We start from the raw sequence: 12,375 nt of genomic DNA on the forward strand, positions 1-12,375 counted from the left end.
TTTTTTTTAATTTGTTGAACGTTGACTTTCATAGGAAAATTGAATTTTTATGGTCAACCTATGTCAGGGACGTACAGTATACAAAGGCGTAATTCCCGTTTACCTTGCCAGTGATGCTTTAGGCGGTGCAATTAACTTAGTTTCGAATGTCAACCAATCCAATGCATTGCGCGCTTCTGTTGAATATGGTTCTTTTAATACCGTTCGCACTGCTTTACGCGGACATTACAACCTCAATGATCACGTGTTTATTGGGGGAGAGTTTTTCTCTAACTACGCAGACAATGACTATAAAATCCGTACGCCAGATCCCGAGTTAGCGACTACTACGGCCAAAGTGCGTCTCTTTCACAACCGATACCGACACTATTATACCACTATGTATGTGGGGCTAACGAATGTAAAAGCAGCAGATTTACTTCAGTTTGATTTGAGTTATTACGCTTTAGACAAACAAGTGCAACACAGTCCAACAACCATGCTAACACCGTATGGAGGAATAGAGGATAGACAGCACAGCTTGATTCCTACCTTGCGCTATAAAAAGAAATGGATTAACGATCGACTCACTGTGGATCAGTTTTTTGCGTACAATGTAGTTAAAAATCGCGTGATTGATACTTTACAAGGACGATACAATTGGTTAGGCGAATTTACGCCAAGAGGGTATAGAGGTGAGGGAGACCATCCCAGCTATGCCGCTATTGATATGACGTTTTTTACAAGTCGAACACTCTTAGGATGGCAGTGGAATAAATCCCATCAACTGTGGCTCAACAACAGCTATAATTACACCAAGCGTATTGGAACGGATGTCTATGGGAAACAGATTGAAACGACGCAACAACCCATGATTGAGCTTCCTGCCTATTACAAAAAAAACACCCTAGCCATGGGGATCACGAGTCAGTGGTTTCAAAACCGTTTTGAAACCAATTTCTTGGTAAAAAATTACAACTATTCGAGTGAGGGTTTGAATACCGCCTATCAAGTAGATTTGAGAACTGCTGATTTACATCGTACTTCAAATAACGCTTGGGGATGGGCGATTGCAACAAAATACCAATGGAAAGAAACGACGAGTTTGCGCTTTTCTGTTGAAGATGCTCGTCGCTTACCAGGGTATAGTGAACTCTTCGGTGACAATTTCTTTATTGCGTCGAATTTTGACCTGAAGCCCGAACAAAGTTTAAATTTTAATTTGGGTATTGATCAGCACATGGGGCGATTTGAATACAGCCTACATGCGTTTTATCGTCAAACGAAAGATATTATTGTCCTCGCTGCTGGAAATCCTCCCTTATCGCTATTTGTCAATAAGGAACGAGCCAAAGGCTATGGATTTGAAGGGGATTTTACATTCAAGCTAACCAATCAAACAAAGTTTTACAGCAATTTTACTTGGCAGAGCATCCGCTATGGTCGTTTTGATCAATTGGCCGATCAATGGCTAAAGGGAAATCGCGTGCCTAATATTCCGTATTTCTTTGCCAATGTAGGGGCTGAGAGTAAATACAAAGCCATTTTCACACCACAGGATGGGATGACTTTCTATGCAAACCTCAATTTTGTACGAGAATTTTACATCCAACCCATCGATAAATCTATGGAACCCGGTGGTTTCTTAGGTCTATTTGGCAGTAGCAAAGGCGAGGTGAAAAACATCGTGCCTGATCAAACCTCCCTAACCCTAGGTATGGTTTATGAGTGGCCCGTACAGGGATGGTCCATGGGAATCGAAGTGCGAAATCTACTGAATCAAGATTTATACGACTATTATAAAATCCAAAAAGCAGGTCGAAGCTGCTATCTCAAGTTCAACTATAAACTTAATTAATCTATGAAAATAATGAAACGAATACTATCCTTGGCTTTTATTTTGCCTTTTATCTTTACAGGATGTTCTTCCGATGATAGTACAACACCCATTGATCCAGAAGGACCAGAGGAAACATCGGCTATGTATTTTGTGATGACCTTATCGGAGGGAAAAGGACCAATTAAAAATGGATTCTTAAAAGGATATCCGACGTTGCCATCTGGTACCATTGACAATGCGACGGGAAATACAACCGCATCTGGTGGAATGGGCGGATACCGTCAGTATGGTGATCGTGTGTACCGCATGTTTGACGATAATAACGGACGTAGTTTAGGGCAATTTGTCTTTGATGATAAAGGGTTTTATACCACGAAATCTATTGCAGTAGAACCGAAAATTGCAGGTTCAGGTAATTTTGTGCTTTCCAATGATCATCTGACAGGATACTATTTTGAAGGAGCAAACCCGACTGAAATTCAGCTTTTTGACCCGATATCTATGGTGAAAAAAGGAAAATTAGGTGATTATGCCACACAAATCCACCAGCTCGAAAATGAGTACCAATTGACTGGTGTAAACTTTAGAGCGATTGGACAGCATTTACTCGCCGTAAATGGAGATAAATTATATGCGGATGTGACCTTTGGAAAAAATCAAGAGGCACAAGGAGGGATGTTTGATGGGGTATCCAAAGACGTTCACCTCGCGGTTATCGATTTGAAATCCGGTCAGTGGTTGGCGCATACTACGGTAAAAAATACAGGTAATATTGCTTTTGTAGATGAAAATCCGCTGTATTATTTCGATGAGAATAAAGATTTGTACTTTATCACACAAGGAGTCAAAACTGGTGGGTTAGGGGATCAATCTAAAATTGCGCGTATTAAAAATGGCTCTAATGAAGTAGATGCTTCGTGGGAATTGGATTTTAACACCCTATTTAACCAAGTAGCTTCAGGTAAATTCTCGACGATTTTTGTGGAGAAAGGCAAGATTATCACCTTAGTAAATGAGATTGCTTTGACGGATCCACAAACCATTAATCTAACGCCGATTTGGAAATATGTAAGCATTGATATCAAAACCAAAAGTGTAACACCAATCCAAATTGAAGGGGTAACCTTGGTTGAAACACCAGCTGCTGCTTTGGGGGTTTCCAAAATAGACAATAAGCGCTTTATCCGTGTGGTAAGCGAGGCTCAGCTTGGATTCTATGAATTGTCTAGCGATTTTTCAACCGCCAAACCAGCGATTGCGATCGGAAAAGGAGGCAAACCTCAAGGATTATTTAAAGTGAATAGAAAGTAAAAAGATGAAGATAAAAGTATTAGGAATAATACTAATAGGATTGATAACCATGAAAGTACAAGCTCAAAGGGGCTATTCAGTGCAAATCAACCTCACCGTTGAAGCTGCAGCCCACACAAGCGAAGCGATTTATATTACGGGTAACTTCAATGGGTGGAACCCAAAAGATCAAGCGTATACCCTGCAACCCAACCCCGGAAGTCATGGAGCTTACAGTATTGTTCTCCATGATATTCCAGCAGGAATATTAGAGTATAAAGTGACTAGAGGATCCTGGCAAACACTGGAATGTTCCACTACAGGGCGATTACTAAATCTACACGATCACCTAGTCGATCGCGATTTGATCCTCAATACCACCATTAAAGCTTGGCGAGATCAATATCCAGCTTCTACAGCTCCTGATGATTTAGTTGTACTGGAAAACTTTATCATGCCCGAACTCCAACGAACGCGAACGATACGCATTTATCTGCCTAAAGCCTATGCAAGTTCCAAACAGCAATACCCTGTTTGGTATATGCACGATGGACAAGATCTCTTTGATGAAGCTATTTCGGAAGGGCGATTGGGACCTGTTGAATGGGGAATCGACGAAACAATAGAACGCTTAGGTGATCATTATATCGTGGTGGGAATCGATCACGAATATGAAAAGAATAGAAGAGAAAAAGAATATGCTTTTTTTCCAACTAGTCAAACGCCCCAAGCAGAAGGCCAAGCGTATTTGTCCTTTCTGGTTCATACGCTAAAGCCTTATGTTGATGCGAATTACCGCACCTTGAAACAAAAAGAGCACACGGGAATCGCAGGAGGGTCGCTGGGTGGGTTAATCTCGTTATATGGCGGACTAACCTATCCCGAAGTTTTTGGGAAAGTTGGCGTTTTCTCACCTTCGCTATGGCAGGACAACCAGCAGCTGCAAGCGTATATGGCGGATTTTACTCCCCAACAGCAGCAACAGATTCAAGAACAAATGTATTTCTTCTATGCAGGCGGAAGGGAAAACCGTAAAATAGGAGCCAATCAAGTCGTGCATATGGATGAAGATGTGCAAGCTTTTGTTCAATACGCACAAGGGCAAGTATCCTTGCCTTACCAATTAAAAATAGATCCCATGGGCAAACACGGGGCCTGGTATTGGCAACAAGCCTTTGCCTGGATGATCGAATTAGATAGGAATCAATTTAATACCAAATAATTATGAAATACACAAAACAAATTACCTTAGCAGGTGCTTGCTTACTAGCACTTTCTACTACAGCAGTTGCACAAACGATTGACAAAAGTACAAAAGTTGGAAAAGGACTGTATGAATTAGCTTATAATAGTGTCGACAATGGAGTATATGTTGCCTCTGTGGTTGATTTTAAAAACAAAGAAGGGATCATCTATAAATTAAATGGAACGACACTAGCGGTAGAAAAAGAATTCAACGTACAGGGAAATCCTGTGTTTGGCATTGCTGTCAATGAGAAAACCCAAAAATTGTACGGAACCAATACGATTACCAATGCAATTACGGTGGTAGACCTGAAATCGGGTGCAGTAAAAGTGATCGCAGGAACAAATGAGAGTGGCCACAATAGAGAAATCGCCATTGACGAAAAGACCAATACGATTTACGCTTCTGATACACAAGAAGAGGGGAAAGTTTGGGTTATTAATGGAGCCAAAGATGAGTTAGAAGGGTATATCGAAAATACAGGGATTTACACAGCAGGACTTGCTTTTGATACGAAAACAAACAAGCTTTACGCAACCAATATGGGAACCAATGAAGTGATTATCATTGACCCTAAAAGTAAAAAAGTAGTGAAAAAGTTTGCTTCAGGAGGTGAAAGCCCAATTAACGTGGCAATTGATGAGGCTGGAAGACGATTATTCGTAACCAATTCATCAACGGGATTAACGGTACTTGATGCAGATTCTGGTGAGCTTTTACAAGTGGTAAAATTTAAAGGCGGATCGTTAGGGGTGAAGTATGCACCAACGGCAAATAAAATTGTATTAGCCAACAGAGAAAGCGGAAAAACGGCTATTGTAGATGGGAAAACCTATGCTGTAGTAGCGGAATTAGAAACGGGATCACACCCGAATACCGTGGCAGTACATCCAAAAACAGGAATAGCCTATGTAACGAATAAAACCAAACGTATGCCGAAAGAAGAGGGGAAAGAACCTCAAGTAGATACCAATGGAGATATTGTAAGTAAAATCCAATTGTAAGTTGATACGTAAGATTTTAAATTGGAAGAAGGAGGTTGTGCAAACAACCTCTTTTTTTATGTATCTATTGAAGAGAAAGACAAAAAAATGAGTCCAGATAAAGGGGAATAACGATCAAGAGATGATATTTTTGGTGGAGAAAGTTGAGGTTAAATTTTCACGTCCAACAGAAGATTCTTACCTTAGTATAGCCTATTTTTATTGCGTCAATCATGAAACCCATCTACTACAAGATTCTCTTTTTCAATTTTTTAATTGCTGCATTGTTTGGGGTTTTATTGCGTAGCACTTTTGTTTTTCCCCTTGAGGGGTTAACTTTTTTATACGTTTTACACGCCCATTCTCATATTGCTTTATTGGGTTGGTTGTACCTGTTGGTATATGTGTTGTTCGTTGCGCATTTTGCACCAAATACCCCCACAGAAACTCGTTTTTACCAGCGGTTGTTTTGGTTGACACAGGTTGCGGTTGTCGGTATGGCCCTGACGTTTCCCTTTCAAGGGTATGCGGCGCCTTCGATATTCTTTTCCACCCTACATATTTTGTGTTCCTATGCCTTTGTTTATCGCCTTTGGAAGTTTAATACCATGGCTAATAAACAGCTGGCTCTTTTGGTGAAAACAGCCCTGTTTTTTATGTTCTTTTCTACCTTAGGGGTCTGGTTCTTAGGTCCAGCCATTGGAATGATGGGCAAAGCAGCTATCTTTTTTCAACTGTGTATTCAATTCTTTCTGCACTTTCAATTTGATGGCTGGTTTTTTACTGCTTTTCTCGCACTTTTGTTTGCGAAAGTATTTCCACAAGCCATGGATCAGCAGCTGTTTTATCGCTTTTATGGGTTGTGGATTACGTCGGTCGTATTGACCTATGCTTTAGCAGTAAGCTGGTATATTGAAGCGCCTATGTTCTACTATATCAATGGAGTAGGAGTACTGCTACAAACGGGAGCTATGGGATATTTTATGTGGCCTTTATACCGTAAACGCAGGGAAAAACAAATAGTAACGATCCCCTTAGTTAGAGGACTCTTACTTTTTGTTGGCGTTTGTTTAGTTATGCGAATGGGAATTCAGATCCTAACGCTAATCGAAAGTGTCGCAACCTCCTTGCTTGGATTGAGAAGCTGGATCGTCGGCTTCATCCACTTGAATATGTTGGGTATTTTCACCGCTTTAGGAATTGCACTCTTACTACAAGAGGGAAAATTAGCCTTGAATTTTTGGACCAAAGCAGGCTGTATCAGTTTGTTGATTGGCTTTATTTCTACAGAAGCTTTATTGGGACTCCAAGGAATCCAACAGTTTTTTAGCACTTTAATCCTCGATAGTGGGGCTAATGCAATCCTGCTGTTTTGGTTTTCTCTGTTTTTGCCCTTGGGATTGATCGGGGTTTGGAAAGGAGTGCATGGTAAGTGGTAAGTGGTGAATGGAGAGTGGAGATGGGAAAATGGAAAATGGAGAAGGGAAATGGGAGTAGTTCATACACCCATTTCCCATTTCCACTCTCCCATAACCATAAAAAAAAGCTGGTTGAAAACCAGCTTTTTTTTGTTATGCATCAAGATTTCTAATCTGTTGTAGTTTGTCTCCCCAAATTTTCAATTCATCTCTGTATTTATCAATGTTTTTGTACACTTCTTTTACAAGAGGATTGTCTTTGGTGGCATTAGACACATAGGCTAGGTTATTTTCTAGCTGTAAGATATTACTGTGAAGCTCTTCAATTTTGCGTTGAATAAAGATAGCTTCTTGTTGTAATTTTCGTTTGTCATTGGATTCTAGTAAATCATCCAAGCGATTTGAAAATTTCATTGATTCGGCTTCTCTTTTACTCAAGCTTAGTTTATCAAATAAAATATCCAGTACTTTGTTGAATTTACCTTCAATGAAACGCTTGTTATGCGGAACATTTCCAATGTTTTTCCATGTATTTATTTTTTCTTTGATGGCCTCTAAATCTGTTTTGTGGTCGCCCACTAATTCAAAAGTTTTAAGCTCTTCTAAGAAATCTTTCTTCTTGTTGTAGTTTTCGTTTCCTTCCTGATTTTCGTTGTTGCGAACTGTATGTAAGCGGTCGAAATAGAAGTTACACGCATCTTTAAAATCCTTCCACAATTGATCAGAATACTTTCTTGGTACATGTCCAATTTTCTTCCAATCCTCTTGAATTTGCTTCATGATTGGCGTCACCTTATCGTAGTCCTCACTGTCTTTATACTTTAAGGCTTTCTCGATTAAGGCTAGCTTTTCGCTATAGTTCTTTTGTTGAACTTTTTTGAGGTCTTTGTAGAATTTATTCTTACTCGTATTGAAGTTTCTCGTTGCTAGTTTGAACAAGTTCCAGACTTCTTCATTATTTTCTTGAGGGACTTTACCAATAGAGAAGAAGTGATTGCGCAATTCTTCTACTTTTTTAATTTCTTTTTGCCATTGGGTATGAGAGGTAATATCCTGTCTGGATAAGATATCGATTTGACTGATCACTTGAACTTTTAGTCCGAGGTTTTCTTTTTCTCCTTCTCTTAAATTTTCAAATAATAATTCGCGTTTATCGTGTAATTGCTTGGTTAGGTCGCTAAATTTTTCCCAGATTTCCTCTCTGATTTCGCGATCTACGGGGCCAATTTCTTCTCTCCAAATACGGTGTAAGGTTTGAAGCTCTCTAAAGGCTTTGATTACATCATCTTCTTGAAGTAATTCTTCGGCTCTTACAATTATTTTTTGCTTTTGATCCAGATTGTATTTGAAATCTAAATCTCGAGACTCTCGATCTAAATGCAATTGATCGTAAAAACGCTCGATATGGAAGTGATAGTTATTCCAAACGTGATTGTATTTATCTTTGGGAATAGGCCCTGCATTTTTCCATTCATCGCGAAGATCACCTAATAGTTTTAGGGCATCTGTTTTGTTTTCACTGGTGTCAACAAGGTCTTTAATGCGATCAATAATCGCAATGCGCTTGTTTAAGTTTACCGTTAAATTATTTTGCAATTCTTTGTAATACGCATTTTTCTTCGACTTGAAGTCTTGGTATAAGGCGTCAAAAGTTGCTTTTAATGGAAAGTTATAGTCAAAATCACTGGCTGTTGCATCGGGATTTTCTTCTAAGAAAGCCTCTTTTTTCTCGTCTATAAAATCAGTAAACTGTCGATAGAATTCTTTTTTAATATCTTCGACAATATCTTTGATATTCGTGATTTTATACGCGTGAATAAGCTTCTCCAACTCTGTAGTGAGTTGTTCCATATCCAGCTTTTCATAATCTAGGATTGTGATGTCATTTTTCTCATGTACATCGTTGTCTTCGCCTTCCTCAGCATTTGATGCAGTGATGGAATCTAGAGCTTTCTCTCGTTCAGCAAGGTGTGCAGAATTAGGGGTAGTTGATTCCGGATTTTGTCCATCTGCTAGCTCGTGCAGGTTTTCATTCTTGTGTTCTAACATAGGTATAAAAATCTTATAATTAACAACAATAATCCTCGATTAGGATATTTCTTATATTCTCAAATTTAGTAAAAAATATCTAAAGTAAAAGGAAATAATGGGATTAATACGTAATAAATAAACTTGATTTTAAAGAATTAATCTTGTTGAAACCGCTTAGACCATATTTTATACGCTTTTTCTGCTTGTAAGATCAACATGTCATGTCCGTTTTTTATTGTGGCCTGACGTTCTTCCGCTAAACGCAAGAAAGTGGTTTTCTCCGGGTTGTAGATCAAATCATAGACTAAGTGTTGCTCCGTCAGGTATTCGTAAGGAATAGCAGGCTTATCATCTACTTGAGGAAAAGTCCCCAAAGGAGTTGTATTAATGATTAACGGATAACGCGTGATGATCTCTTGGTTGAGGTCTTCATACGTAAATTCATTGTCTTGCTTGGTGCGACTAACGAATTTATAGGCAATGCCCAATTTGAGCAAGGCAAATTCAACCGCCTTACTCGAACCCCCCGTACCTAAAATCAACGCTTGTGTGTGCTGCTTTCTCAGCAAGGGCTTGAGTGAATGATAAAACCCATACCAATCCGTATTATAGCCTTTTAGTTTGTTTTTCTTCGTAATGCGGATGGTGTTTACCGCCCCAATTTGTCTTGCCTTTTTGGAAAGACTGTCCAAATAGGGGATAATAGCCTGTTTATACGGAATGGTTACGTTTAACCCTCTAAGGTTGTCTTGTCGTTCTAAAAGATCGCCAAACTCGCTAATTTTAGCCATATCGAAGTTGACATAGGCGCTGTCGGTAAGCCCTAATTGTTTGAACTTCTCCGTAAAATAATTTTGCGAGAAAGAATAAGTGATGTCTTTACCAATTAATCCATATTGTTTCTTAATCATAACACAAAGTATTAAAATGAAACAGCTATTCAGGCACGTGAATAGCTATTCTTTTATTTGGTGAAATTTTTTATGGCTTGCTGTAGGATCGGATTTTCCCATTGGGTGTGAAATAAGTTTGCTATAATTGAAACCTTTTCTGCATCCGTAGTCCATCCTTTCTCTAACCACAGGAGTGCTTCTTCGCTCTTGTTATTTGCGAGGTGAAAAACAGCTAATCGATAGTATATTTCTGCTGCATGTGGATGAGTACGCTCAATTTGAGTCAATTTATCAATGGCGCTATCGTATTCTTCTAAGAGGTATAAAATATCCGCCCAATCGATCCAATAATCCAAAATGTATTCGCCTAGCTCCGTTGCTTTTCTATAGCCTAATTCCGCTTCTTTGAATTGAAGTAAATTGCGGTTGAGCACGGCATAGCGCACCCAATAACGCTCGTTTAATTCATCGATTTGAATGGCCTTCTGCAAGGTTACAAGTGCTTTGTCAAATTGATTTTCTTTGATGTAGATATCCGTTAAGGCAATCCAACCCTTGTCGAGCATCGGATCTTCGTGTACGGTTTTCTTGTAATACTGAATGGCCAAAGGAAAATTGTTCAAGGCTTCATAGCAAATTCCAATGCGCAGTAAAACATAGGAAGACGGAGCGTCTAACTCTAACGTAATCATATAGTTGTCGATAGCCTCTTGGTATTGCTGTAACTTCTCTAGTGATTTTCCCTTTTCTAAATACGCACCCAAAAAATGCTCGTCAATTAGGGTCGCATAGTTGAAGGCCCAGACTGCTTTTTCGTAATTTTTTAAGGCATAGTATTGTCTACCGAGCTGATGCCAAGCAATTTCGCTATAGGGATTCTTATTGATGAAGGAATCCAAATAACTAATCGCTTCTTCTATTTCATTTAAAAAATCAAAGCAATAAATGATGTTGTATAAGGTCGATTGATCTTCGTCATCGTTGTCCAAACACAGAATAAAGCTTTGTTTTGCTTTTTCGACTTCATCAATAAAGAGATACTCCATGCCCAGTAGGGAATAGATATCAGCTAAATCTTCGGTAATGGTTAAGGCTTTTTCTAAAGCTTTAATGGCTTCTAGATGGTTTCCTTTTTTGGAGTAGATACTCGCTCTGTGTATGTAGATTTCGTCATTGTGAGGTTCTACATTTTCTATTTCATCGAGCAGGCGATCTGCCGCTTCTAGTTTATTTTGAAAAATTAATATCTCCACTTCAACCAATTTTAATCCAATTGAAGTAGGGTGTTGGTCCAACGCTAATTTTAGTGCTTTTTTGGCCAAGTTTATTTTACCTGAATCCAGGTAATGCAGGATGATATTTTCAAACTCTTCCGAATCGAAAAACAAAATCTTATTCGTCTTGAGCATTGACTCAAAACGAGCAAGGGATAAATTGTTTTCTTCTTCTTCGTTTTTATTGAAATCCATTGTTTTCTTTTAGTGCGTTAATTAAAAAAAGTTATAAACCTAACTCTTTTTGAACTTCATCTAAAGCTTCTAGTAGGATGGCACATCCTTCTTTTATTTCCGTTTCGCTAATGGTTAACGGAGGAGTGATGCGTATTGCTTTTCCTTCAAATAGAAGCCAGAACAAAATTAGTCCTTTTTCTTGACATTTTACGATAGCGCGATTGGTAATATCACTGCTAGGTGTCATAGGAGCGATCATCAGTCCACGTCCTCTAATTTCAGTAATCAAAGGATGAACGAGTAACTGTCTGAATAGTTGCTCTTTCTCCAAGGTTTGTGCCATAATATCCGTCTCTACGAGCTCTTTTAGGGTTGCTAAACTCGCTGCTGCAATGACTGGGTGACCACCGAAAGTGGTGATATGGCCAAATTTCGGATTGTCATACAAGAGATTCATGTGTTCATCACTTGCAGTAAAAGCACCTACAGGCATTCCACCGCCCATTCCTTTACCCATTACAATCACATCAGGTACAACGTCGTAGTTTTGGAAACCAAATAGTTTTCCTGTACGGCCAAATCCAGGTTGAATCTCATCGACAATCATCAAAGCACCAACTTCATCACAGCGCTTTCTCACTTTGGTTAAGAAACCGTCAAAGGGCTCAACAAATCCCGCTCCTCCTTGAATCGTTTCCAAGATGATTCCCGCTGTACGTGTTGTGATTTTTTCTAAATCCTCCACACTGTTGAAGTGAATGAAATCCACATCAGGTAACAAAGGACGGAAGGCGCGCTTGCGATCTTCAAAGCCCATGACACTCATGGATCCCATCGTATTGCCGTGATAGGCGTTGAAACAAGAGATTAATTGGCTTCTTCCCGTTACGCGTTTCGCTAGTTTTAGCGCTCCTTCTGTTGCTTCAGTTCCCGAATTCACCAGGTAGGTTTTATTGAGGGGCGCCGGAATATTTTCCGCCAATAGGCGACAGAATTCTACAGCAGGATCCTGAATGTATTCCCCATAGACCATCACGTGTGAGTATTTGTCTAGCTGTGCTTTAATCGCATCGTTAACCTTTTGGTTTTGATGCCCTAAGGTACAAGCAGAAACACCTGCTACAAAGTCTAAGTAAGCTTTTCCGTTTTTGTCGTATATATAAGATCCTTTCGCATGGGAAATTTCCATAGCCAACGGATGAGGTGAAGTCTGTGCTTGGTATTTTAAAAAATCTTCTTTCATT

Annotated in this window: 9 protein-coding genes; 5 read left to right on the forward strand and 4 right to left on the reverse strand. The window is 39.3% G+C overall.

All coding sequences use genetic code 11. The features are described 5' to 3' along the window. Positions 1–49: 49 nt before the first annotated feature. The 5 genes from ACPDHL_RS08475 (at position 50) to ACPDHL_RS08495 (ending at position 6,777) form a co-directional block, all read left to right on the forward strand. On the forward strand, positions 50–1,837 hold the full coding sequence (locus tag ACPDHL_RS08475) for a TonB-dependent receptor domain-containing protein (RefSeq protein ID WP_430532341.1): 1,788 nt from the start codon (positions 50–52) through the stop codon (positions 1,835–1,837). A 12-nt stretch (positions 1,838–1,849) separates the two neighbouring features. Continuing rightward, positions 1,850–3,130 carry a hypothetical protein gene (locus tag ACPDHL_RS08480; RefSeq protein ID WP_430532342.1) on the forward strand — a complete coding sequence of 427 codons (1,281 nt, stop codon included), beginning with the start codon at positions 1,850–1,852 and terminating at the stop codon, positions 3,128–3,130. Between the two features lie 4 nt (positions 3,131–3,134). Further along, entirely contained in the window at positions 3,135–4,331 is a 1,197-nt protein-coding gene (locus tag ACPDHL_RS08485; RefSeq protein ID WP_430532343.1) for an alpha/beta hydrolase, read from the forward strand. Between the two features lie 2 nt (positions 4,332–4,333). Further along, positions 4,334–5,359: a YncE family protein gene (locus ACPDHL_RS08490; RefSeq protein WP_430532344.1), complete on the forward strand. Its 1,026-nt coding sequence runs from the start codon at positions 4,334–4,336 to the stop codon at positions 5,357–5,359. A gap of 212 nt (positions 5,360–5,571) precedes the next feature. Then, positions 5,572–6,777, forward strand: a complete 1,206-nt coding sequence (locus ACPDHL_RS08495; RefSeq protein WP_430532345.1) for a hypothetical protein — start codon at positions 5,572–5,574, stop codon at positions 6,775–6,777. 132 nt (positions 6,778–6,909) lie between these two features. Here the strand turns inward: ACPDHL_RS08495 and ACPDHL_RS08500 are convergent, their stop codons facing one another. From ACPDHL_RS08500 to ACPDHL_RS08515, 4 genes are all read right to left on the reverse strand, one after another. Beyond that, positions 6,910–8,805 carry a DUF349 domain-containing protein gene (locus ACPDHL_RS08500; protein WP_430532346.1) on the reverse strand — a complete coding sequence of 632 codons (1,896 nt, stop codon included), beginning with the start codon at positions 8,803–8,805 and terminating at the stop codon, positions 6,910–6,912. A gap of 137 nt (positions 8,806–8,942) precedes the next feature. Continuing rightward, positions 8,943–9,698, reverse strand: coding sequence for a shikimate dehydrogenase family protein (locus tag ACPDHL_RS08505; protein WP_430532347.1), 756 nt, complete (start codon positions 9,696–9,698; stop codon positions 8,943–8,945). A 53-nt stretch (positions 9,699–9,751) separates the two neighbouring features. Continuing rightward, positions 9,752–11,149 (reverse strand): tetratricopeptide repeat protein, encoded by a 1,398-nt coding sequence (locus tag ACPDHL_RS08510; protein ID WP_430532348.1) that lies wholly within the window; start codon positions 11,147–11,149, stop codon positions 9,752–9,754. 31 nt (positions 11,150–11,180) lie between these two features. Continuing rightward, the gene (locus tag ACPDHL_RS08515; RefSeq protein WP_430532349.1) at positions 11,181–12,374 is read right to left on the reverse strand and encodes an aspartate aminotransferase family protein; all 1,194 of its coding nucleotides are present in this window, start codon (positions 12,372–12,374) and stop codon (positions 11,181–11,183) included. Between the last annotated feature and the right edge of the window lies 1 nt (position 12,375).

The organism is Myroides sp. C15-4, assembly GCF_050522745.1.
In the GTDB taxonomy this organism is placed as follows: Bacteria; Bacteroidota; Bacteroidia; order Flavobacteriales; family Flavobacteriaceae; genus Flavobacterium.

Bases quoted from the DNA above. Each gene is read 5' to 3' on its own strand.
- ACPDHL_RS08475 (WP_430532341.1), top strand. From the start codon at position 50: ATGGTCAACCTATGTCAGGGACGTACAGTATACAAAGGCGTAATTCCC.
- ACPDHL_RS08480 (WP_430532342.1), top strand. From the start codon at position 1,850: ATGAAACGAATACTATCCTTGGCTTTTATTTTGCCTTTTATCTTTACA.
- ACPDHL_RS08485 (WP_430532343.1), top strand. From the start codon at position 3,135: ATGAAGATAAAAGTATTAGGAATAATACTAATAGGATTGATAACCATG.
- ACPDHL_RS08490 (WP_430532344.1), top strand. From the start codon at position 4,334: ATGAAATACACAAAACAAATTACCTTAGCAGGTGCTTGCTTACTAGCA.
- ACPDHL_RS08495 (WP_430532345.1), top strand. From the start codon at position 5,572: ATGAAACCCATCTACTACAAGATTCTCTTTTTCAATTTTTTAATTGCT.
- ACPDHL_RS08500 (WP_430532346.1), bottom strand. From the start codon at position 8,805: ATGTTAGAACACAAGAATGAAAACCTGCACGAGCTAGCAGATGGACAA.
- ACPDHL_RS08505 (WP_430532347.1), bottom strand. From the start codon at position 9,698: ATGATTAAGAAACAATATGGATTAATTGGTAAAGACATCACTTATTCT.
- ACPDHL_RS08510 (WP_430532348.1), bottom strand. From the start codon at position 11,149: ATGGATTTCAATAAAAACGAAGAAGAAGAAAACAATTTATCCCTTGCT.
- ACPDHL_RS08515 (WP_430532349.1), bottom strand. From the start codon at position 12,374: ATGAAAGAAGATTTTTTAAAATACCAAGCACAGACTTCACCTCATCCG.